General features: G+C 45.0%; 16 protein-coding genes and 2 pseudogenes. 5 read left to right on the forward strand and 13 right to left on the reverse strand.

The features are described 5' to 3' along the window. Window positions 1-163 precede the first annotated feature (163 nt). Entirely contained in the window at window positions 164-1,105 is a 942-nt protein-coding gene (locus tag H8K47_RS09690) for a toll/interleukin-1 receptor domain-containing protein (protein ID WP_186881191.1), read from the forward strand. A 276-nt stretch (window positions 1,106-1,381) separates the two neighbouring features. Here H8K47_RS09690 and H8K47_RS09695 read toward each other — a convergent pair. Continuing rightward, a pseudogene (locus H8K47_RS09695) lies at window positions 1,382-1,579 on the reverse strand (transposase domain-containing protein); the annotation flags it as partial. Between the two features lie 166 nt (window positions 1,580-1,745). Between H8K47_RS09695 and H8K47_RS09700 the strand changes: the two are divergent. Continuing rightward, window positions 1,746-1,961: pseudogene (locus tag H8K47_RS09700) on the forward strand (transposase); the annotation flags it as partial. A 236-nt stretch (window positions 1,962-2,197) separates the two neighbouring features. On the opposite strand, the gene H8K47_RS09705 reads toward H8K47_RS09700, so the two are convergent. The 12 genes from H8K47_RS09705 to gspG all read right to left on the reverse strand — a co-directional run bounded on the left by H8K47_RS09705 (window position 2,198) and on the right by gspG (window position 14,051). Continuing rightward, the gene (locus H8K47_RS09705) at window positions 2,198-4,228 is read right to left on the reverse strand and encodes a DUF4238 domain-containing protein (protein WP_186881192.1); all 2,031 of its coding nucleotides are present in this window, start codon (window positions 4,226-4,228) and stop codon (window positions 2,198-2,200) included. A gap of 220 nt (window positions 4,229-4,448) precedes the next feature. Next, window positions 4,449-4,919 carry a type II secretion system protein gene (locus H8K47_RS09710; RefSeq protein ID WP_186881193.1) on the reverse strand — a complete coding sequence of 157 codons (471 nt, stop codon included), beginning with the start codon at window positions 4,917-4,919 and terminating at the stop codon, window positions 4,449-4,451. A 17-nt stretch (window positions 4,920-4,936) separates the two neighbouring features. Then, on the reverse strand, window positions 4,937-5,326 hold the full coding sequence (locus H8K47_RS09715) for a type II secretion system protein (protein ID WP_186881194.1): 390 nt from the start codon (window positions 5,324-5,326) through the stop codon (window positions 4,937-4,939). Continuing rightward, window positions 5,320-5,799: a type II secretion system protein gene (locus H8K47_RS09720; protein WP_186881195.1), complete on the reverse strand. Its 480-nt coding sequence runs from the start codon at window positions 5,797-5,799 to the stop codon at window positions 5,320-5,322. The genes H8K47_RS09715 and H8K47_RS09720 overlap by 7 nt, the downstream gene beginning before the upstream one ends. Continuing rightward, on the reverse strand, window positions 5,796-8,198 hold the full coding sequence (locus H8K47_RS09725) for a cohesin domain-containing protein (RefSeq protein WP_186881196.1): 2,403 nt from the start codon (window positions 8,196-8,198) through the stop codon (window positions 5,796-5,798). Before H8K47_RS09725 ends, H8K47_RS09720 begins: the two co-directional genes overlap by 4 nt. Then, a complete protein-coding gene (locus H8K47_RS09730) occupies window positions 8,198-8,734 on the reverse strand; it encodes a hypothetical protein (protein ID WP_186881197.1) in 537 nt (178 codons plus the stop codon). The genes H8K47_RS09725 and H8K47_RS09730 overlap by 1 nt, the downstream gene beginning before the upstream one ends. Next, window positions 8,731-9,309 carry a hypothetical protein gene (locus tag H8K47_RS09735; RefSeq protein WP_186881198.1) on the reverse strand — a complete coding sequence of 193 codons (579 nt, stop codon included), beginning with the start codon at window positions 9,307-9,309 and terminating at the stop codon, window positions 8,731-8,733. The genes H8K47_RS09730 and H8K47_RS09735 overlap by 4 nt, the downstream gene beginning before the upstream one ends. Beyond that, entirely contained in the window at window positions 9,306-9,857 is a 552-nt protein-coding gene (locus H8K47_RS09740) for a PilN domain-containing protein (RefSeq protein ID WP_186881199.1), read from the reverse strand. Before H8K47_RS09740 ends, H8K47_RS09735 begins: the two co-directional genes overlap by 4 nt. Continuing rightward, on the reverse strand, window positions 9,854-10,660 hold the full coding sequence (locus H8K47_RS09745; RefSeq protein ID WP_186881200.1) for a hypothetical protein: 807 nt from the start codon (window positions 10,658-10,660) through the stop codon (window positions 9,854-9,856). Before H8K47_RS09745 ends, H8K47_RS09740 begins: the two co-directional genes overlap by 4 nt. Further along, window positions 10,653-12,377, reverse strand: coding sequence for a GspE/PulE family protein (locus H8K47_RS09750; protein ID WP_222612765.1), 1,725 nt, complete (start codon window positions 12,375-12,377; stop codon window positions 10,653-10,655). The genes H8K47_RS09745 and H8K47_RS09750 overlap by 8 nt, the downstream gene beginning before the upstream one ends. Continuing rightward, window positions 12,374-13,576, reverse strand: coding sequence for a type II secretion system F family protein (locus H8K47_RS09755; protein ID WP_186881201.1), 1,203 nt, complete (start codon window positions 13,574-13,576; stop codon window positions 12,374-12,376). The genes H8K47_RS09750 and H8K47_RS09755 overlap by 4 nt, the downstream gene beginning before the upstream one ends. 25 nt (window positions 13,577-13,601) lie before the next feature. After that, window positions 13,602-14,051 carry a type II secretion system major pseudopilin GspG gene (gspG, locus tag H8K47_RS09760; protein WP_186881202.1) on the reverse strand — a complete coding sequence of 150 codons (450 nt, stop codon included), beginning with the start codon at window positions 14,049-14,051 and terminating at the stop codon, window positions 13,602-13,604. Between the two features lie 538 nt (window positions 14,052-14,589). Between gspG and H8K47_RS09765 the strand changes: the two genes are divergently transcribed. From H8K47_RS09765 to H8K47_RS09775, 3 genes are all read left to right on the forward strand, one after another. Next, complete coding sequence (locus H8K47_RS09765) at window positions 14,590-21,915, forward strand: carboxypeptidase regulatory-like domain-containing protein (protein WP_186881203.1); 7,326 nt, start codon at window positions 14,590-14,592, stop codon at window positions 21,913-21,915. After that, window positions 21,912-22,859, forward strand: a complete 948-nt coding sequence (locus H8K47_RS09770) for a choice-of-anchor A family protein (RefSeq protein ID WP_186881204.1) — start codon at window positions 21,912-21,914, stop codon at window positions 22,857-22,859. Before H8K47_RS09765 ends, H8K47_RS09770 begins: the two co-directional genes overlap by 4 nt. Window positions 22,860-22,927: 68 nt before the next feature. Further along, on the forward strand, window positions 22,928-23,163 hold a 236-nt coding region (locus H8K47_RS09775; protein WP_186881205.1), incomplete at its 3' end, for a hypothetical protein.

The raw sequence follows: 23,163 nt of genomic DNA on the forward strand, positions 1-23,163 counted from the left end.
CGATTAAGTAGAGCTACAGGCGTGAACCGTTTTATGTGCGTGTAGGGGGATGCCATTTTCGGGATAAATGGTTGTGAAACAGAAGTCAAATTGCAGCTGAACTTTTATTGAATTTGTTGATTTTTTACTTCGTAGTGCGCTACTTTAATTTCAGGATTCGAAAATGTACCCAAAAGCATTCATTAGTCATGCATCAGAGGATAAAGCTCGATTTGTTGTTCGTTTTGCAGAAAGGCTTCGTGCGAGTGGCGTGGATGCGTGGCTTGATCGCTGGGAAATGTTCCCGGGCGACAGTCTTGTAGACAAAATTTTCGAAGAGGGATTGCGTAACGCAAATGCAGTGGTTGTGGTTCTATCCACACACAGTGTTAGTAAACCATGGGTGAGAGAAGAGTTGAATGCGGCATTCGTCGCAAAAATTAACTCTGGGAGTCGGCTCATACCCGTGTTAATTGACAACTGTGAGGTCCCTGCAGCGCTCGCATCCACTCTTTGGGAGCGTATTGATGATCTTAACTCCTATGACGCCAGTTTCGATCGAATCGTTGCATCTATCACAGGAGTCCGTGAAAAACCGCCGCTCGGCGCTCTTCCTGGATATGTGACTTCGCCGATCAAAGAGATCAATGGTTTGGCTCGAATTGATAATCTCGTGTTGAAAGCATCCTGCGAACACGCGCTAGAGAACGGAGATGATCTAATAGATGGCCCTGACCTAATAACTAGTTCTTTACTTATAGGAACGCCTGAACAAGAACTCAGTGATTCAATTGAAGTGCTTGAGCACGCAGGGCTTCTGAATGTTTCACGCCATCTTGGTAGCGGTCTGCCGCATTTTAGAATTACCACATACGGCTTTCAACAATATGCTAAGACCTATATCACGGGATACTCCGAGAAAATTCAGGATGTTGCAGTTGCTGTGGTTAACCTAGGATTGCAAGACAATGAATCCATCGCACTAAAACTTGATTTACAGCAGTATCTAGTCGACCATGCGCTAAAGGTGCTGGAGAGTCAGCAATACCTTCAGCTATCGCAGAGTCTTGGCGGCCACATTCATATCTTCAACGTTTCAGCAACCCTGCGCCGTGCACTTTTGTAGTAGGCAACCCAAGGTTGTTGACTTATGCATGCTCCGCTTATGCTCAACAGCGTAACACGCGCATTAGCGTTCGTATTAATTTAGTGATTTTTTGGACCATCAGTCAAAATATCCGAAAATATTAACTTCAGGTTCACCGCATTTTTCACACCAGTCAAATTGCTGGCAACTTGTTTTAATATTGCAAAATTCATTCCATTACTTTGCAATAAGGTATCATGTTTTGTAAGCGCCCGGTCATCACAGGTTGACCGGTTTTGATATGGATGATGGAAATTATTGAGCAGGCTTCCAGTTGTGTGGAAGTAGTTCGCCGATGCGGCTGAATGGTTGTAATGGTAGTCTTTCCAGCACGTCTTTCATGTACCCGTAAGGATCGTGACCGTTGAGCCGGGCTGAATGGATCAGACTCATGATCGCCGCCGCACGTTTGCCTGCGCGCAGGCTGCCGGCGAACATCCAATTTTTTCGTCCTGTATCTGATCACTATGGTTTCTTTGGGAGTTTAAGTCAATGTACGCCGAGATTCTTTCAAACGCACCTTACTCTAGGGCTTGTTGACGTTTGAACGTAAGCCTTTGAAAAAGAAAGGCAAACTCGTATTGTTAAGGTTCTCACACCGATCTAACAAGAGTTTGCCATGTCCCGATTGCTGCTCAATGACGAGCTCTGTTCGAAGCGACGAAAGAGTTTGCTTCAAGAACGTATTTGTAACAAGCGCGATTTACGCCTGACGGTCGAAGGCATGCTATATTGCATGAGAATAGGCTGTCCTTGGCGAGACCTGCCAGCTGCCTTTGGTTGTTGGAACTCCATCTATAAAAAGTTCAATGCCTGGTCAGCCAGCGGCAAGTGGTTCTTGGCTTAAGCTGCTTTGCTGCCATTGTACTACTCGGCGCTTCCATGCCGCTCTGCGCTCGTCATTGCTCATTCGGTTCTCCAATTCGAAAATTGGAGTATCCCTACATCGCGTTCGATTTCATAGGTGGGACGGCTGCGCGCTTACAGTTAACAATCAAGGCAGGCAGTTTTGATTCAAAACGACGCAAGTGACTGATGATGCGTCAAAGTGCAGCGTGCCACAGCATCGCCTCAGTGAGATAGGATGCGACCTATCAAGGCCAGCCCGCCTTCATCACAGACATGAATCTTATACAACGCTCCAATTGGCGTAGCCGACACTCCGATTGTCCAGAGAATCCTTTCAACGTGCTCGGCAAGCTGGTTTAGGTCGGCCGCAGAGCTCCATCGCGTACGATACTCATAATGTCGCGCCAAATCCTTGGCGAACAGGATAGCCCAGTCGAATAAATTCGCAGCCTCCAAGATCTGCACAACTAGCGGGTAGTCATTGAGCGCGCCCCCTTCGGTCGCGGCAAAGCCGGCTAATGTGGCAACGCTGCCGAGCAGCGTGTCCAACAGGCCAGCAACATCAACTGTCAATTTATCGACGTTATGATGACTTGCAAAACCACTACGAACTAGCAGCAGCTGACTGAGCGCAGTGGTGATATTGGACGCTAGCTCGTTTTGCGCCTCGCCATCCAGCGGTAATGCCTCCATTTCCTCATGGGTGACCAAGGCCCCAGCATATTGAGACGCAGCGTTAAAGGCGATGGCGTACAACGTGTGCTGCCAAAGTGTGGGCCCCTGTTGTACAAAAATGGCGGGATACTGGCGAGCCCAACATCCCAAGTAGACTGCGCGTCCCAGGTTCACCTTCATCACGCGCCGACCAAGGCGTTGTTTTGCAGGCATCTCGTTCGGCAACAGGGACTCCGCAATACGACGGGGGAGAATGATCCTGGACTGCCATCGTGTTCCGTTTTTGACCGGCAAGACAACACCTGCCGCAGCAATGCGAAGTTCCTGGTCATTGGGCACGCGCTTCAACTCGGACTCCATCGCGACACGCATATTCGTGGTCACGGTCACCGATTCGATCGTACAGAGTACAGCAGCATCAACCGATTCGCGCACGACCGCCGCAATCGCGCGCTTCATCGCATCGCCACTTTTCCCTGACGGAGTTCGAATTTTTAATCGCGTCTCATATTGTTCCCGTATCATCGGCTCTGGGTTCGGTTCATACGCATCTTCGAACAAGTCCAAGTTCATGTTGGCGGCAAAAGTGCCTATGTGTGGTACCACCTTCTCCATGTCGCCATCCCGGCACGAGCTGATGAAAAACTTCAAACTACAGCTTGCGAAAGCACAATTGAGTGTCTCCTGTAGCAAAGGGGGCGGGCCGCCTACAAGAAGCCGCTGCGGAGATAGGGGCATCACAACCGTTGTGATATCTTCAGAGTCCAGCATGGCGAACGGTAAAAAATCATCAGCTACTGCTGTTTTGCCAATTGCTACGCAGTCAGGAAGCATGAAGCGTCGGTCACTCGTGTCGGCAGCGACCACCTGCCACTGGAGTTTGAGCAGCGCCTGATAGCGTACGCTCGACACCAGTGATTCAGTTAATACGCGCTTGTGCGTGTTCGCCACCGTGTCGGGCGCTTGACTGATCATCTGCGCCAATCCTCCTTTCACGGCATCCTTGGTATTCTCGAAGAGGGTATCGAAGCGCTCTCTGAGGCGAAAGGATATCATGCGTTCAATCGTGTTGTGATCGTCCTGCTGCAAGGCATCAAGGCCAACCGCACTCAGCTCAGACCGAATTGCTTCCTTGAGACGGTTATCTGACGGGGAATCGATGCCAACAAATTTGCGCACTGATTCCGTTTTATCGACTAGCGAGGCCATGTGATCGAAGACAGATTGTAGCGCGGAATCAAAAGTACCCCGCAGATGCGCAGTTCGTATAGTCAGATGCGCGATGACGAGGGAGGCCATCGCTGGGTCGACTGGGCCATGCTCTACGGACAGAAGTTCATTGAGGCATTGATTGAGCTCATCCGATTCGAAATCGGTGATGAGATCATCCAGTGTGTTTTTCGAATTAGGCTGAGGGGTGGAATAAAAATCTCGTTCCGCTGCCGCGCCTTCGGTCGACGTCAAATACGGTGCACGGCCCTTGGGGTACACGTACACCTGAGTCTTCAGTCCGGTACGCCGCGCCTCAAACGCGCGTTGAACCGACTGCGGTATATAGTGCTGCTTTCGTCCAGCCAATCGTCTCTCCCACGCTGTTCTGTATGTAAATCCTTCGACCAAAATAAGACTGGGTAAGTCATCAGAAAATTGACACTCCGCATCAATGCTGCATCAGCGGCGGAAACGTTTCATATATCTGATCACACCTCGTTCTGATGCGGCTGCGACGTAAAGCAAACTCAAAACTCTAGTAATACCTGGCACTAGATGGGGGAGGTTTACATAGAAACCATGTATTTTATTTAACTCCAACAAATACCCAATCTCGATAACTTTTTTTCTCATCGAATCCTAAGAAGTAACTATCGAAATTTTTTATTTTGATCGGCTTTTTATCTGAGAGACTGAACACTCCAATAATTCGTTGTTGATCAGAGGAGAGCACGATGCCCCATTCAGCTTTTCCTGTTATGGGATCAAGATAAATTTTGCGCAGATGTCTTTGAGTGTTCGGAAAACGTGGATCCTTGACCAATTCTTGTAATGTCTTTGGCCTTCGATTTTGACCAACTGGTGTGGAATTCGCATAACTCAGCAGCGCCAGCTGAAATTCTCTTCCAATATGCAACAACTCTTGTTCAGCTAGTCGTTGTTGCTCAATTTTCCCGAGCTGTATAGATGCAGTTGCTACGATCATGATGATTACTAATAAGATCATCAAACCAAGATAGGTAAAGCCTTGTTGGTGCTTTCTTGGTACGTGGGTCATTAGTTGCTTGCACAGTTTCATAGCTCAGAAAAAGGGATGCCGTTTTTTGCTGCTCCTGGAGAACTACTCTTTACATCAAAAACTTTACCTTTATCCTCTTCTTCAGGAGGGATAATTTTCCATGGAAGTTCTGAGATTGGATCAATGGGGATTGAGTGTAAGTATTTTTTTTCAACGAGTTCTTCCAGTGTTTCTGGATATCTCCCTGTGTCGCTATAAAAGTGACTGATTGTTTCACGAGTGTTGCGTAAATTGTGCAATAAAACAGTCTCTTTCGAGGTTTCGATACTTTGAAAATAGCGAGGGCTAGCCAATGTCAATAGTAATGCTACTATTGCCAAAACAACAAGTAACTCAATCAACGTAAATCCGTTGTCGCGGGTTCGTAGAATCGATTGGTTTACCATTTTTTATAAGGGATTCCATTAAGCCCAACTTTTGTTGATGACGAATAAATATCATACACATCATCTCCTTCTTGCGGATCATCTGCTTCGCTTGAATAGCTACGTATTTTCCAAGTTTCTGAGTCAGATATAGCACTATTTGCGTTAAATGGGTCACGAGGAATCCGACGTAAGAAATAAAGTTTAGTCCGTTGAGGACTACGTTGATCAACGGTGCCTTTTACTAAAACATCCAGGTCCCTTGGATACCCAGTACTACCAATTTCTTTTATTATTTTGCCTTCATCGCTAGCACGCTTATATGCATCAATAGCTAAGCGAATTTCTCTGAGAGCTAATCTCAGCTCTCGTTCTTGATGGCGCTGGAAAGCAAGTTGAGTCATTGGTATGCACATAATTGCTAACACTGCCAATATCGCTAGCGTCACAAGTAACTCTATTAGAGTAAACCCCGAAGACTTTTTCACTTTCATTGCTGTATTTTGAGGTTTAAAGCTGTAGGTACTGGCACTGGAATAACTCTGCCACCGAACCCTGTTGCGCTGACATTGCTCACTTGAATTGTACTGTTGTCGCTACTGCCTAAAGCTTTGAAATTCACTGAGAGCAGTGTGCCTTGCGTTACAGCGCCTACATCACCGTTTCGAGTATCGGAAACGATAATTTGACCATTTTGATCAATCCTGCTCATAAAAGTGGTTTGGGCATTTCCTTGTTTTAGAAAGTCACCCTCAATTACGTCGTTCACTTGTAATAGCTTACTATCATATGTAATCGTTAAGGGAATATTGAGAATACCTTGATCAGACTGTATATTGAGTTGAACTGAAAAGTTATCCCCAACTTTTATATTGCCTGGCCCTTGCCACTGTAGCTTTGGTGGGTTGCTTGATACGATTCCAATATTTGGGTATTGAGGATTAGTGTTTGTGCCCGTATTTACCTGATTGAGAAATTGCCCTTGGACATTTGGCATACCATTGTTTGGCTGAGAGGTCGCTTGAGATTTGTTAGCATTTTCAGGAGATGTTCCTGATTTTTTTGATGCATCATTTGTGTTCAATGGTGATGCTGCGTTTGCCGCAGAAGAGTTATTTGAATCAGGGCGGTTTCTGAATGAACTATCCGTGCCAGCCTGAAACTCTGACAGAGAGGCTTCAGGTCGCTGAATGTTTCTGACGATTCTGGGAGTGATAGATAAGATGATTTCTGTTTTCTGATTATCGTCAGTGTTACCCCCGAAAAGTCGCCCAAGAATCGGCAACTCTCCGAGTCCTGGCACCTTATTTGCACTTGTTCTATCTTCGTTGTTGATTAGACCCGCAAGAATTTGTGTCTCACCATCTTTTAACCGCAGGACCGTACTGGCATTACGTGTACCTATTTGATATGCAGTCGAGCCTGACTTGGTCTGGGTCTGTCCGACTATATTGCTGACTTCCATGTCGACCTTAATGGCCACATCGTTGTCTAAATAAACAGTGGGTTGTACATTAAGTTTTAAACCGACTTCCAAATAAGTAATCGATTCGGAAACGAATCCAGTTGCCGTTGATGTTGTCGTAATATTAGGAACGCGCTCTCCAATGAGAATTTTTGCATTTTCATGATTGCGTGCCCGAATTCTTGGATTCGCTAATAAATTTGCGTCAGAGTCTTGTTTTTTTGCATTGACCGTCATCGGTGAAACTGTTGCACCTATGCTGCCAGTGTTGAGGTTTCGCAAATTGCGCAATGACACGCTGCCGCCGACAGTCGATGGTAGCGGAGTTAGACTCAATGAATCAGGCCACTGAATGCCTAGTGCTAATAAGCGAGTTCGTTTTATCTCTAGAACTTCCACTTCTAGCATCACTTCTGGTTCAGGAATGTCTTGCAAGCTTATTAGCCTTTCAGCAACTCGAATGGCGTCAGGGCTATCTCTCAAAATTAGCATATTGAGTTTTTCATCAATCACGATATCTTTTGTTTTTACTATCGTTTTTACAGTATTCGCGATCGACTTAGCATCGACGTTGGCCAGAAAAAAGGTTCTCACAACCATTTCTTGGTAGTCTTTTACTTTGGCAGGGGTATTGGGGTAAATCAAAATCGTATTCGCATCCACGATCTGTTGTTCAAGTTGGTTTGTCATTAGTACAAAATGAACTGCAGATTCGATCGTGCTGTCTTTTAAGAAAATTGACGTTTTCTGATCTGTTTTTACTTCCTTATCGAATACGAAATTCATCCCAGATGAATGAGAAATTACTTCGAATAACTGTTTAAGACTGACATCTCTGAACTCAATACTAATAGGTTTTTTGAATTTTCCAGAGAGCCCTAGGTCTGATGCAGTCGATTTATTTTTTTCAATAATTTTTCTTTGCAAGGATTGTGCAGCGATGTTATTTGGGTTTTCCGTAAGAACAATGTGCAATTTGTTTCTAGCGGTCTCCAGATCATTATTCCCGAAAGCAAGCTGTGCTTCATTCGTTAACTGCCATTGACGCTGCCCACTCTTTAGTTCATCTAGTTTCGCAATGGCGCGCTCATTCAAAGGGTCTATCCTGAGTACATTTTCTAATGCCTGCTCCGCTTCTTGGCTTTTTCCCGTGACTTTTAGTTTTTCAGCTCTTTGCAGATAGGTACTCAAAACTTTATCCCTTAACTCCAAGAATGCGAATCGATATTCCGCATTTTTGGAGTCAGCTGTGGAAGCTTGCTGAAATTTATCCATTGCTTGTTCTAGCTTTCCTGAGGCCGCTAATTCCTTTCCCTCACGAAAGGATTGTTGAGCTGCACAGCTACTCAATATAACGGCAGCAACAATACACAGTAGGATATTTCTTCCGAACTTCGTCAGTAAGTTGTAAGAACAGATGGACAACATTAATCGAATACTCCAATGGGCAGCGTTTGTGTTTGTTTAAGTGGAAGGTACGTCAGATACAAAGTCGGCGGAGATATTTTTTCCACGCGATATCGCTCGTCTATCGTGTCTTTCTCTCGGATAACGAAAGCTTGATCACCTTCAGATAAGTAGACTTCCCATATACCAGATTCAAATTTTTTTCCTATATAAGTGAATGGCAATGAAGGCGCAACAGGCACCTCTGTGGGTAAACTCTGAATTGACGCAGAAAGTGGAGGAGACCAATTTTTTTGGTTAAATAATGTGTTGTGAGCAGTCGTGCTATTACTATTTCCGATAAAACTGGAACGTGGCTGTAATGTCGTGAGACTCAATACAGCAAGGTCTGCTTCTTGTTTTTTTGAAGATACACTCGATTTCGTATTGGCTGGAACAAAATTATTTTTTCTTTCCGTTGCTTCGACAACACCGGATTGCGGAGTTTTGTCTGAAAAAAATGCTAACCAGGCTGCTGCAAAGACGATAACCGTTAATAACAATTGACGAAATTTCATGGCTTTCTGGCAGGTGTATTGATAGCTGGTCGCAAATACAAAGTGAAGCTAAGTTTGGCTTCTACTATGTCACTTCCGATTACCTCGCGCTTTAAATGTAATTCATCCATACTGGCAAAAGGTATCGCAAGTAAAATCTCCTCACAAAATCTCCGGATTTCAGGGTATGTCGCTTTTACCGGCAATTGAAATTGGTAGGTTTTTATGTCCGTTTCCTTACTCTTCGCTGATTTATAGTTACCCTGTTGGAGTTGAATCCCATTCTTTTCAGCAATCTGAAATAAAACTTTTAATTCATTGATTGCATCTTCCTTGTGTCCTAAAGATTGGTAGAATAAATCAAGTGGGTTTTCTGGTTGGGTCTTCAGCGAGACCTTTGTCGATATTCCCTTGTACGTGTCTTGTAACATGCTTAGCTGCGTCTGTAGGTTCAAATTTTTCGTTGATGCATTTGGAATAAAGATTGTCCAAAAACTGCTAGTAGCAATTAGCAGTAGCATGCTCGAAATGTTGAACCATCCAAGTTGTCTGATGAATAGTTCTGTTTTTAAGTAAACCAGTTTGAATCGATTCATTTTTCTATTTGCTTTTGTTTCGCTTCAAATTGAAACCGTAAAGGTTTGTTCGATTCCTGTTCGTTGACTACATGACGGATTAACACAACGTTGTTAAACTCACCATCGGCATTTAATGCAGCCAAATAAGATAGCATCGCATTGTAATTTTTTGCTTCTGCTTCAATTCGCACAGCTTCTTTTTTTGAATCAGGTTCGATACTAAGCAACGCGATATCCATAGGCGTGAGTTTTTCCAATTTATCAAGTAACCCACTCCAAGGGAAATTTAATTGCTTTACTATTTGATTGACAACCCTGATTTTTTCATTAGGGATATTCTCAGTTATTGGCGTTTCTTTTTGTTGATATCGAGAGATTTTTGTTTGTACGCTTACAATATCGTTTTGAATACTTTTAGCTGTGTCAAGTAATCCAATATAAACAAATATGCTATAAAAAAGTAGTATTAAAAATCCAAACAGAAGCCCACGCTGTAACCAAGATAAACGCAGTATGCTGGCTGTTAATCCGGATTTAGAAAAATTAATGTTTAATCGTTTCATCATTTACGTTCGTACCCTATGACGTAATGCAGAATAGACGTTGTTTGAGGTATAGTATTTTTAGTCGTTAGATCAATGATGCCAACAGAGCTATTTTTCCAGGCGATGGGTAAGTTTCCAACTAAGTGAATTTTTTTAATCTCGCTTAAGCCCAATCTTAGCGATTCGATCCGGATTTGTTGATCTAGCCAATTGTGTTGAACCTCATGTGTATCGAAAAAGGGAATCATGCGAATGTCTCCGATCCCATGTTGTTGGATACAGATAATTTGCAATAAATTTTTATCGATGACGATTAACAAATCACCAGCAGATAACGCCTTTCTATGGGCATTCCACACGGAAGCTAATTGTGGCGTTGTATTTAAAACGCGGAGCTTAAACTCTGTTGTCAACTGAGTCAGTTGATGGAGCAACGATTTGGGTATGGCACATGCAAAAAAAGGATATTGTTGATTCCAGTCACCTTGGATGAGCCAATCCTCGTACTTTTCACCGAATAATGTTTGAAATCTCGCATATGCCACATCTCTGCAGTCACGTAGGCTAACAGTATTTTTAGCAGGCTTGACTATGAAATGACGCACAAAATCATTTGATAAATGAACGTAACAAGTTCTATTACGGATTTTATTTTCAGTTAATAGTGTACGCAGCTGCGTGTCCCATGGTTGGGAGTTGTTGATACTGCTTTTTGTGACGGTACTAGATGAATAGAACTTACCTGTTCTTTTCTGATGGCGGACGATTACTTCATTGATTCCTATACCAATTTGAACCGAGCTACTGAAGAAAAGTTTAAGCATTCAAAGTGACCCGTTTAATTTCTTCCAGTGTAGTTTCCCCTTTTTTTACCAACTCGAGCGCCGTTTCACGTAGGCTGCGCGTGCCATTCATGCGGGCCATATTTTTTATTTGGCGAATCGGTTTTTTTTCGATAATCATTTCTCTGATTTCATCGGTAAGTGTGAGGATCTCTGCGATAGCGCGGCGTCCTTTGTAGCCTGTACCACGGCAATCTCCACATCCATTTCCTTTTTTTAGTGTGAAATCGTTTATGTGTTCAACGTCGGTTTGCATCAGACTCAATTCCTGGCTGTCTGGCCTATACGCGCGCGAACAATGCGGGCAATTTAATCGGATCAAACGTTGGGCCCAGACTCCATTTAGTGCTGATACGAACGCATATGGATCAATACCCATGTGGGTAAAGCGACCAAACACATCAAATACATTATTGGCATGGACTGTGGTCAAGACCAAATGTCCTGTTAGTGCAGATTGAATAGCGATCTCGGCTGTTTCTCGATCACGGATCTCGCCGACCATAATTTTATCTGGATCATGTCGCAGGATAGACCTTAAGCCTTTCGCAAAACTAAGGCCCTTTTTTTCGTTGACCGGAATTTGTAGGATCCCTGGCAGTTGATATTCGACTGGGTCTTCAATTGTGATAATTTTATCGCGCCCGCTATTAATCTCTGTCAGGGCGGCGTAAAGTGTGGTCGTCTTTCCGGACCCGGTTGGACCGGTTACAAGCAACATACCGTATGGTTCTTCTGCTAGTTGACGTAAAGTAGTTAAAGAACTTGAATCGAAATTCAGTGCGTCCAGTGTTAATGAACCATATTCTTCAACCATTGACCGTTTATCCAGGATGCGGATTACTGCATCTTCGCCATGTATGCTAGGCATGATCGATACGCGCAAATCAATTTCCCTCCCTCCGCTCTGAACCTGAAAGCTCCCGTCTTGCGGTACTCTACGCTCCGCAATGTCGAGCTCTGCTAACACTTTTATTCGCGAAATAACTTGCTCTGCATTTTCGATGCCTTGTGCGGACGTTGCGTTATCCAGGATGCCATCAATGCGATACTTGACAAGCAATCCGCTGGCTGTGCTTTCCAAATGAATGTCAGATGCACCCGCTTTCAAAGCATCGTAGAGTGTTGAGTTGACCAACTTGACTGCCGGACTAGATGACTCGCTAATAGATGAAAATGACAGTACTTCAATAGTAGATTCGAGTTGTTGCTCTGATTTGGCTGCATTTTCCATGTGATCGACGGCACGAACCGATTCCTCTTGCTTAGTCAGATAAGCGGCGAGGTCGGAGGGGAGGGCCAAACGATAGGAGATGTAAGAGGTTGCTTGTGTTTCCAGCCAAATCATCAGGTCAGTGTCGAAGGGATCCGTGATGATACCGATGACGTTCTGTTGGGTATTCTCGCGGACTCGCAATAATGCACATTGCCTTTGCATGGATTTCGACAGTGAAACTAAATCGAACGCAGGTGGCAGTGACATCATCTCTTCTGTTTCAATTGGAACTAGATCAAACAGCGAAGCAACGACTTTGATTAACGTGCGCTGTTCTTGACCAGTTAATTCTTGCAGCGAGGAGAATAGTGACTGACCTGATGATTGTGCGAGCGAGCGTGCACGAGTCAATATTTTTTCGTCAAATGCCCAATCAAGAGGCGCAATAATTGCACCTTCAGCAGCAGTACCAAATTTTGTCAAGAGAGGCTCCCGGCCAAATCAAAAATCGGCATGTAAAGTAACACTACGATAGTTCCAACGATCAAGCCTATAACAGCCATCAAGATTGGTTCAAAGGCGCGCGTGAAATGGTCTATCCAGCGATTAATTTCATTGTCATAAAATGCTGCAGATTGTGTAAGCATTAATCCCAATTCTCCCGACCGCTCGCCGACTCTTAGCATGCGTAATGAAATAGGAGTAGCTAGTTTGTATCGTTCAAATGCAATGGATAATGGGCTGCCAGACTCAATTTCTTTTATTGCGCAACTGATTTGTTCGCGCATCTCATCACTCATCATATTTCGCGCAGTCTCAAGTGCCGATGTTATGGTAACGCCTCCTTCAAGCAGCATTCCCAGCGTCAAATATAAACGCGACAACTCATAAATTTTCACGCGCTCACCAATTTTGGGAACCTTGTGTATCAATCGTCTCAGATTGCCATTCAAGTATTGATGATACATGCCGGTTATAGTGGCACCAATAATCAAAAAAGTGCTCAAGAATATAGATAAAGTATGTTTGGATACAAATTGTCCCCACTCCAGCAATAATTGAGACATTAAGGGTAGGCTTCTTCCGGTGTCTTGATAGACTTCGGAAAATTTGGGGACGACATAGCCAATTAAGAAAAAACTGACCGTGCCGCCGACACACAGTAGGATCAGCGGATATATGGAAGAATTAATTACTTTATTTCTGACAATTTCTAGGCGCTGGTCGTACTCAATATATCGAGCGAGAGAGCGAGGTAAATCGCTGGTACCTTCGGCCGTATGAATCATGCCTACAAATAGAGGAGGAAATACGTCGGTTTGTTCAGCGAGTACGCTGGAAAAACGCTTACCTTCTCGCAAACCTGTGAGTAGCCTGGACAGTAAAGCGTGTGTGCCGCTGTTTTGTTCCTTTTCCAATAAAGCCTCAAGTGCTTCAACGATAGTCAATCCGGCAGTGAGCAACGCGAGTAACTCTTGACTAAACAAAGTCAAAGCACCATGTTTTCTGATGGAGGATTTTTGTTGATGATCTTTTTGCTTCCAGACCGATTGTTGGCCGACGGACGTGACCATGCATCCTCTGGCTTCTATTTGAGCGCGCGCATCGCTCGCATCTCTTGCATCGATTAAATCGACCAAAATTTCATTTGCTGATGAAACAGAGCGAACTTCAAAAAGCATAAATACCTAAAACACTCAAACGATTTTAGTTGATGATATCTGCGTTCTCGCCTGTGCCGCCTGGCTGCCCGTCTTTGCCATAAGAGATAATATCAAAATCTCCTTTTGTACCTGGAGATTTATACATATAAACATTGCCCCACGGATCTTTCGGAATGTCTTTTTTTAAGTAAGGACCATTCCATTTTGCTGTATTTGGTGGAGATACAAGTAAAGCCGCTAGCCCCTCTTCGGTTGTTGGATATCGACCGACATCGAGTCGGAATGAGTCCAACGATTTTTCAAACGCTTCAATTTGCGCTTTAGCGACGACAGTTTCAGATTTGCCGAGTTGGGAAAAATATTTTGGACCCACATAAGCTGCCAATAAGCCAATGATGACAATAACAACCAACAGCTCAAGCAGCGTGAATCCAGATGCCTGCAACGATTTGAAGCGAGATGAAATTTCAGGTTTTATTTTTTTAAAAGCCATGGCTGTTCGGGATTTGAAATATTTAGATAAATTGCAATTGGCGCACTAAGTTAATTGATCTTACCTTGTTAGCAATCCTTGGACAATGATGAGGGCATTCATTGAGTGATTAAGCAACTTAAAAAACTAAAATATGATCAACATCATAATTATATTGCGATAAATATATTTTAATTGATACATTAATACAATAAATGTTTCGAAATGACTTATTAATTTTTAATGTCTCAAGTTCGATTGTCGCTTAAGTAAAGAATTTTTTAAGGTCGTTAAATTCGGTGATTTGTAGATTCAGGAATCAATGTAGTCTTTCTTTTTCCTGACAATATGCCATTAAGTATCTCATGTTGATATCGGAATTGCAGTGAAGTTTTTTTGATGCTTCCACTTAAGTCTGGTCAAAATTAGGGTAATTTTGTTAGAAAAAAAGCACAGAGATTGATATATTTTTGAAAAGTAGGGGTTTTGATTGATGTATTAAGTTACATTAATGTTCAATTTGTTATTAATTGAGTTTGCTCGTTATTAGGGGTTGGGTGTGGTTCGATTATTTGCTTGTTTTTTACGCTTGTCATTTTGGGTTGGGCTATTTTTTTCGAGTTCAGCTTTTGCACAAAATCAATCTTCACCTCAATTCGATAAAGGAATGCAATGGCTTGTGTCGCAAGTGCAATCTGATGGTAGCTTGTCTGGTCAACGAACTTCGATAGCACTCCAGCTACAAGCCCGCACGGAAACGGCGCAAACACTGAAGTTACTGGCAGCACCACCCACTTCTTTGACTAGTGTCATTAATGCAGATCCCGAAAGCAACACTGAGTTTAATGCAAGAAAAATTATTTCTTTAAGCTTGTCAGGATGGGACGTAAGTACTCAGGTAGGCGAGCTGGCGAAGCTGCAAAATTTGGATGGAGGGTTTGGTGGTGCAGAAGGATATTCCAGTAATCCGTTAGATACAGCATGGGCAGTACTTGCTTTGGCGCAGTCAAATGGTGCTAGCAGTCCCGCTGCTACAGGAGCAAGGGCTTATTTGCAGAAGCAAATCCAATCCGATGGCGGGGTGGATGGCAGGACTGACATGCAAAGAACCTTATACAGCGCAATAACTTTGATGGCTTTGCAAAGTAGCGCGGATTTAAGCTTTAGTCTAAATATAAAGAATTTGACATCTTGGTTGCTTCAGAGGCAAGGTGTTGATGGTGGTTGGTTTGGTGATGTCTATTATTCTGCCTATGCGCTGCTTGCTGTTGCTCCAGTAACGACCGATGCAACGGTGCGTAATAATGCCCAAAACTTTTTTACTTCCAAGCAGCTGCCGAATGGTAGTTGGAATGAAGATCCATTTACAACTTCCTTAGTGTTGAGAGCAATCTCAACCCAGTTAAACACTCCCGCAAAAAACACTAGTTCGGTAAAAGGTCGCGTCGTTGATCAATCTACCGGTCAACCTATAGTTGGAGCTAGTGTTACTTTAACTGCCACTGCGACACAAAATTCGTTAACGGACAGTTTAGGGAATTTTTCGTTTGCGAACCTTCCAGCGGCTTCCTATGCCTTCGCTGTAATTAAATCTGGCTATGTCAGCTTAAACGGGAGCGTCGTGCTTGCTGAAGGTCAGGCCTATAATTTGGGGAATATCGTAATGTCGCAGCCCAACGACACCGCTCGCTTGCAAGGGGTGGTGTTGAATGCGGCAGGCAATGTTCCTCTGGCAGGTGTTACTGTGACGATTAGTGGGGCAGTGACCAGATCAGTAACCACAGATGCAAGCGGCCGTTACGAATTAATTGGATTGCCAATTGGGAGTGCCGTGATTAGTACGAACTTTGCAGGTTTCCAATCGGCATCGGCTAACGTTAATGTGGTGGCAGGGCAAACTTTGGTATTTTCACCGTTGCTATATGCGAATAACCAAAATGTTCCGGGGGAAATACACTTTGTAGGGCAAGTTGTAGCGTCGGGGCAGGGGACTCCGCTAGCTGGTGTCAGTATCGTTTTGAGTGGAACTGCAGCGCTTAGCGGTAATAGTAATTCGCAAGGGAAATTTGATATTCAAATACCGACTGGTACGTATACAGCGACTTTTTCTCTGGCCGGATATGCGACCGTTAATCAGACTTTCGTTGCCGTGCCTGGATCGAAAATTGACGCGAGTACCGTGTCGCTGGTACCCAACCTAACTAAATCCAGTCTTGCCGGCCGCGTACTCGATACCAATGGGAAAGCAGTCAATAATGCGACAGTGCAAATTGTTGGAAGCCAATTGCTTGCGACAACTGGGGTCGACGGTACCTACTTGATTACGAATATTGACGCGGGGAATTTCTCTGTTCGAGTGAGTGCAGTGGGTTACGACTCTACAATTTTGAATGTGCAGCCACAAGCTCCAGGAGATTTTCAGCAAGACCTCATACTGTCTGCTCAGAGCACTGCATCGTTTGGCTTAGGCAACTTAATTGTTAGTCCAGCGACCATAGGAAGCAATGCCGATGTGGTTGTGAATACGACGATTAAAAATAATGGGCAATCTGGCGCGACAGTGGTATTGCTGTTGCGTGTGACCGATTCCACTCAAAAACGGACTTGGAGTGGGTCTGCGTTTGATGCAAACAATAAATTGATAGGGCAAATCAAACTTAATCCTGGTGAGGAAGTCCCGGTTAAACTAATCTGGAATTCAGCGCAGAATTTACCAGGTACATATCAGCTGACCGTACAAATTGTAGAGGCCGGAAGCATTAGCCGCACCACGCCATTGGGTAATGTGCTGATTGAACGTGTTGCAGCGGTTAATATCAATAATCAAATGCATTTTGCTGGCTCTGTGACGGCCAATCCGCCAGTACTACAGGCAGGGACGAATACCACAGTCAAGCTTTCAGCAATAGTGCAAAATGATGGCAATACAGATTTGCTCAGCCAGGCATTTACTCTCAACGTCGTTGACGCTAAAGACAATTCTGTCGCACATACAGAGCAAGTTTTTTTATCAGAAAACATCTCAGTTAACAGTCTGCGATCAATCCTGTTCCAGGACTGGAAGCCTACTGTCGCAGGTAGTTATCGCCTTGAATTAACTACGGCAGATGCAAGTCTAGGTAAAGTTATTGGATCAGTGTACGTTGGTGATTCAGCTAAAGCTGCATATACAAGCAACAAATCGACGATTGGAACCGGTACCCAAACCGTTCGCGCAACAATAAACGTACTCGGACAAGACGTCGCTGGCGGTGTTATTAGCGATCCATTGGCGCCGCTCGTCAAAGCTGCCATACAAAAATCTGTTACCTATAACGATCAGCAGGCTGCGAACTGGGGTGCAAGAAACAATTGCCTTGGTTGTCATGTACAGACTCAGGCATTGGTCGGTGGTGAAACGAATCGTCGCTTCGCGACGTTTGATGAAGGCCAACGTAATAGCCTGTATGCGCTATTGAAAAGAAGTATGCAAAAAGATGGTGCGTTTTACGATAAGTATTTTTACTATCGTCAGACATCTAGCATGTTGGCGATGTGGTCACTTGATTCATGGCACGACAAGGAAGATGTTGCTGCGACCCATCTACGGGGCGCAGAATTTATACAGAGCGTACAAAAAAGTGATGGTCATTGGGATTATGATTATCCGTGGATAGGTCAGTGGACGCATGCAGCAGACCATACCGCGTTAAATGTAAAGAGTTTAATCGGTCTCTACAATTACATTGATAAAATACCTACCACTAAGTTTGATATAAATTTCCAAACTAAACGTTATTTACCCGCAATTGACTGTGCAAGTACAGGCGCACTAGTTCGCGATCAGCGCGACAATTTATACTTTACCTGTCTTTCAGGTCCACTTGTAGATACAGTAACCCAAATTAAGTCAGATGGGACTATAGGTATCCAATGGACTGGTTTGCGGTATCCAGGTGCGATGGTAGTGGCAAAAGGTGGGGAGGCCATCTTGGTCGCTACAGGTAAAGGTTTAATGAAGCTTGGATTCGATGGTTCAATACAGCAGCTTAATACGAACCCGGCTTTGGGTGCGTTGAATTATGATCCAAGTGGTCAGCTATTCAGCGCGGATTATGACTCCAGTACCATCTATCAAATCGACGACAGCGGTAAGGACAGTGTGTATTTGGCCTCTGGGGTTGTCCGCCTTCCAACGATATTTTCTTTTACGGATACAGGAGAAATGTTGGTTCCGTCAGTGGCCGATTCAAAAATTATTCTTGTAAAAAAGGATAAGACGACCATTTCTCTTGCAACCACACCTTCCAATCCTGTAATGGTTGCAAAATATAAACAGGGCTGGGTCGTCGGTAATATATCTGGACTTTACTCGTACGATGCACAATGGAATCAAATTGGTACATTAAGTGATCTAAGGACGGACTATATGGTTACGACGAGTGATGCAAAAGTATATTTTGCTAGTCGTAGTAACCCTGGTCTTTACCAATTGTTGCCAGAGGTTGTTGATCCGGTAGCAAAGCGTGCACAAATTGGTGTAAGCATCGATCACGCCAGCCAGTGGTTGCAAAACTTAGACTTGGGTTCCAGTGCAAATAATCTGGTTCTGGCGCATCAATTATTGGGCTTGGGCGAGGCTGCAAAATTCTATGCAGGTGATTTGCCAAGACGCGATGCGATTAAAGCAAAAATGCAAGTTCTTGCGAGCTTGTTGAGATCCAGGCAAGGCAAAGACGGTAGTTGGGGTGTCGATGTTGGATATGCTGGTGATGCTTTTGTCACTGCGCATGTGGGATATGCACTGGATTACTTGAACCCGTCTCCAGATGAACCATATATTCGCAGTGCGATTGAATGGTTGTTGGCAAGCCAAGCTTCAGATGGCTCGTGGGCAAGCCAGAACAATATTTTCACCAGTACAAATTTGGCGACGACGACGTGGGTGTCAATCTGGTTGCCCGTCATCCTTGATCGTTTGGGCGGTATCAATACGGATTTGAGTCTGACCTTCCCAGCGAATGTAACGATGCTTAATCCGGATACTGCACCATCGCAGATCACTAAAAATAGTGATGGATCGACTACAGCTATTTGGAACTTAAAAGGTGTCACTAGCAACGGTCAATCGATTAGTTTCGATACACAGCTCAGCGATCTACAGCCAGGAGAAGTAAGGCCACTCTCCAGCGATGCACACTTGACGTTTAGAAATTCGTTTACGAACGGAGCCGTCAATGCACCAATAGACATTCCTAGTGTTACCGCGTCGGCGTTTATGACTCTTGGGTTAGCGACAGATAAGGTGAGCTATGGAGCAGATAGCCAAGTTGGTGTGAGCGCTCAGGTCACCAATACCGGTGTAGATATAAATTCTGGCCGCGTTAAATTCGATGTTTTGGCGCCTGATGGTAGTCTGATTTCTGCGTTGGGTAGCGTTCCGTTCGCTAATCTTGCTGCTGGTGCTGTAGTAACCGAGGCCAGTAACTGGAATACTGCAAGAACCTTAGCCGGAAACAATTATCGAATTCTTGCGACGCTTTACGATGGCAATGATCGTGTCGTCACAACTGCTTCAGCGACATTTGCTATTACCGCTGTTGATAATAACAATCCAGCTATTTTCAGTCAGATTACCAGCGATAAAGTCAGCTACTTGAGTAATGACCGGGTTCAACTGACAGACCGTATTCAGAATAGGGCGGTCAACCAGTTCAGTAACAATCTGCAAATCATTACACAGGTAATCAACCCGGATGGCAGTTTGCGCTTTACACAGAGTGAAACCATAACGCAATTGGCGCAAAACGCTAGTAAAGAATATCTATATCCTTTGATTTTGCTGGCGGCACCGGCGGGCCAATATCAGGCTATCTTACAAGTTAAAGATAGCGGTGGAACGCTGCTGAGCCAAAGTGCGACACAATTCAAAGTTAGCTCCAGTTCCGATACTGGCAGTGGTTTAGTCGGTAGCATGACTGCTGTGCCGAAACAGATTGCTGTTGGCGAAATGGCGAACTTTAATTTCAGTGTCAGCAACCGTGGTAACACTGACTTGACCGGTTTAGCATTAAAGTTCCGCGTGGTCGATCCTGGTGCCAATAAGGTCATCATCGAACAAGCATTTAGTATGGATCTAAAGCAAACTGTTGTCTTGAATGGCAACCGCAGCTGGTTGAGCAATGGTGTCACTGGAACGACCGTTGTGGGACAACTGGTGGTTCTCATCAACGGACAAGAGCGTGTGCTTGCGCAAGATAACCTGACGCTCATTGCACCACTCAATAAATTGCAAGGCGGTCTCACGGCCACCCCACGTACGCTCACATTGGGTGATACCGTTGTCCTCAATGCTACCGCACAAAACATAGGTAGCAACGCAATCACAGGATTGACATTGAGCCTTAAAGTCAGTGACAGTAAAGGAAAAATCGTCTTTAGTGCTGATGATCCAAGTAGTCTTGCCGTCGCGGCGAGTTACCAAAAAGCCCGTAGCTTTACGCCAGGGCAGGCAGATACTTACAGTGCACAGTTACTCAGCGTTATAGGCAATGCCTCACCAGTCGTCATCGCACAAGACAGTTTTACGGTCAGCTCCCCGAGCATCGTATTGAATACCAGTTTATCGCGTCAACTCAATAATAAGGTGTTGGTATGGAGTAGTTGTGCCCGTGCGATCGATGCCGTACAAGGAAGCTGCGGTGCTAAGTCGGCTGTCGTTGACGACCCCGCTAAACTTGCTGCCTGCGATACTAGAAAGAACAACTTCCTGAATCAGTATCTGAGTAGTCAGGGAGTTGCAGCGACAGTGGTTATGGATGAGAACGCATTTGTTAAAGAGTTGCGTCAAGGGGACTATGACAGCTATTGGATCAGCGGTGCTGGTGTGCGTCAGCGTGACAGTACTGCAATGGAATTGTGGGCTAATGCGTATAGTGGCGCTGGCTTATTGGTCGATGGCTTGCATGCTGGTCGCAACAGTAAACTCGACAGTCTGTTCGGTTATAGCTTAGGTGCCACCGTCGCAACCGGTGGAAAAGTCGTGCCGCAGACCGATATCTGCGGAGCGCCTCTGCAAGCAAGTCAATTACCTCTTTCCACAGGTGCCTTGCAACTGCAAGCAGCCGGCGGTGGCAAACTGGAAGCCAATTATCTTGGCTTGGCAAGTAGCGCTGCTGCCATCGTTAGTAACCAACTTGGAAGTGGTAACACTTTGGCACTTGGTTTTGATTGGGAAACTCAGCTTGAGAGTAATAGCGATACCCGTTGGAAGCAAACGCTGGTGCCCGCGCTCAAACGCACACAGCGCCAGCAAATTAGCAGTCAATTGGTTGCCGGAGATATTCTGCACATTGTGCTAGACGTCACTAATCAAGGGGGCGACGCTCAAATCGAGGCAGTCGCAACCTTGCCATCCAACAGTGTTTTGCAAAGCAGTAGCCCGTTAGCAAATACTGATCCGGCACAGGTGCAGAAAATTGTTTGGACGCTTCCCGTCCCTGCTGCGCAAAGCAAAAAAATTGTTGCTGACATCCGTATTGGTGCTACTGGGGGCGACTTCAGCTTGCCGGTAACCATCAGCTCAGTCGATGCTAATGGTACAAAACGCTTGTACAAAACGGAGATGCTGAACTTTACGGTCAAGAGTGCTGATCAATTGCTCAACGACGTTAATACCTTGGTCGCAGCGATGAGTACAGGCGGCAACGATGGCATTGTTCGTCAGAGCTTACAAAAAAGTCTAAGCAGCGTAAGTGCTGCGTTGGCCCAGAGTGATAGTAAAACTGCTTTGCTCTATGCCAGCGCCGCAGTCAACTACAGCGAACGTAGCAGCACCAGCGTCAAGAGCAGGTTGCAAGCAAGCTTAAGTCAATTAATGCGTGCACTCGAAAGGAGTGCAAAATGAGTCGAGATATCCCAATGAAGCTGCTAAAAAAAGTGCAGAAACACCTATCGGCTGTTGTGTGTCGGACCAGTTGCCGAACCGGTAAAGCCACACCAACATTGCGTCATCTGATTCGCTGTTCGATTGTCGCTACGGCCCTGAGTACGCAATTACCGGTGCTGGCCGCTGGCATCGATTTTGGAACTGCTGGCGCCTATGCTGGATTCTTTTTTGGCAATGTCACTGGTATGCAAAATATCGACGGGCATCTGGCCTTGGGAGGCAATCTGAGCACTAATGCCGCTAACATCGGCAACCAGATTCCCGCGAATGAAGTGGGCCCCGCCCTCATTGTTGGTGGCTCCATTGTGCGTTTCGATGGTGGCTGGGTTGGCAGCTACGACCCTAACAACAATTACGGGATTTATGGCGTTAGTAAAGACAAAAACATTGGTGCCTACCTGGACTTCAGAAAAAGTGATTTTATTCCAATTGACTTCGTTGCCGAACGTACCTACTTGACGGCCATGAGCGAACAACTCAACAGCATGCGTGATACTGGTTCTGTCAAACTGGAATGGGACTCCATCTTGACGCTGACCGGTAGCAACCAGGATGTAGAAGTTTTCCATCTGACTTACGACCAGGTGACTAACAAGCGTAGCCTGGAAGTCGCTCAAATCCGGCAGGATGCGTATGTCATCATTAATATAACTGGCAATAAACTTCGTAAAGTCGTATTTGGCATGGACAATAGCGCGCTCCAGCTTCAAAAGCGTAGACTCATTTTTAATTTTCCAGATGCCGACCTGATTAATTTTACACAAGTCAATATGTGGGGCAGCATCCTCGCCCCTTATGCCTGCATCCGTGACTCTGATGGCCATATAGAAGGTAATGTTATCGCAGCCCAATGGAATAGCGGAATGGCGATTGCGAACAACCTTTTCCAGCCTAAGCCCTGATTACCTCAAGTACCCAAACGAACCAAGCGGCCAGATTGCCGTTCCTGAAAAAATAGTGAAGACCTGTTATGAAGATTCGCCAAACCTTGTTCCAGCGTAGCGTTGCCAGCATCGTCTTGCTGACGTTCAGCAGCCTGACTTTATACCCAGCTGGTGTCTCAGCGCAAGCGCATGAAACAGCTGAAAAAGCTGGCCTGCTCACGCGTCTGAAAGACGAGGGTTTGCTGGGGAACACGCAACGCTATCTTGGCAAATTAGCGGGGCAGTCTGGCGTGAATGCCAATACGGTTCCAGCAGTCGCCAG

The sequence above is a fragment of the Cognatundibacterium rugosum genome, from assembly GCF_014284365.1.
Classification (GTDB): Bacteria; Pseudomonadota; Gammaproteobacteria; order Burkholderiales; family Burkholderiaceae_D; genus Undibacterium; species Undibacterium rugosum.

Excerpts from the sequence above, each read along its gene's own strand:
- H8K47_RS09690 (WP_186881191.1), top strand. The coding sequence starts at position 164 with ATGTACCCAAAAGCATTCATTAGTCATGCATCAGAGGATAAAGCTCGA.
- H8K47_RS09710 (WP_186881193.1), bottom strand. The coding sequence starts at position 4,919 with ATGACCCACGTACCAAGAAAGCACCAACAAGGCTTTACCTATCTTGGT.
- H8K47_RS09715 (WP_186881194.1), bottom strand. The coding sequence starts at position 5,326 with ATGGTAAACCAATCGATTCTACGAACCCGCGACAACGGATTTACGTTG.
- H8K47_RS09720 (WP_186881195.1), bottom strand. The coding sequence starts at position 5,799 with ATGAAAGTGAAAAAGTCTTCGGGGTTTACTCTAATAGAGTTACTTGTG.
- H8K47_RS09725 (WP_186881196.1), bottom strand. The coding sequence starts at position 8,198 with ATGTTGTCCATCTGTTCTTACAACTTACTGACGAAGTTCGGAAGAAAT.
- H8K47_RS09730 (WP_186881197.1), bottom strand. The coding sequence starts at position 8,734 with ATGAAATTTCGTCAATTGTTATTAACGGTTATCGTCTTTGCAGCAGCC.
- H8K47_RS09735 (WP_186881198.1), bottom strand. The coding sequence starts at position 9,309 with ATGAATCGATTCAAACTGGTTTACTTAAAAACAGAACTATTCATCAGA.
- H8K47_RS09740 (WP_186881199.1), bottom strand. The coding sequence starts at position 9,857 with ATGATGAAACGATTAAACATTAATTTTTCTAAATCCGGATTAACAGCC.
- H8K47_RS09745 (WP_186881200.1), bottom strand. The coding sequence starts at position 10,660 with ATGCTTAAACTTTTCTTCAGTAGCTCGGTTCAAATTGGTATAGGAATC.
- H8K47_RS09755 (WP_186881201.1), bottom strand. The coding sequence starts at position 13,576 with ATGCTTTTTGAAGTTCGCTCTGTTTCATCAGCAAATGAAATTTTGGTC.
- gspG (WP_186881202.1), bottom strand. The coding sequence starts at position 14,051 with ATGGCTTTTAAAAAAATAAAACCTGAAATTTCATCTCGCTTCAAATCG.
- H8K47_RS09770 (WP_186881204.1), top strand. The coding sequence starts at position 21,912 with ATGAGTCGAGATATCCCAATGAAGCTGCTAAAAAAAGTGCAGAAACAC.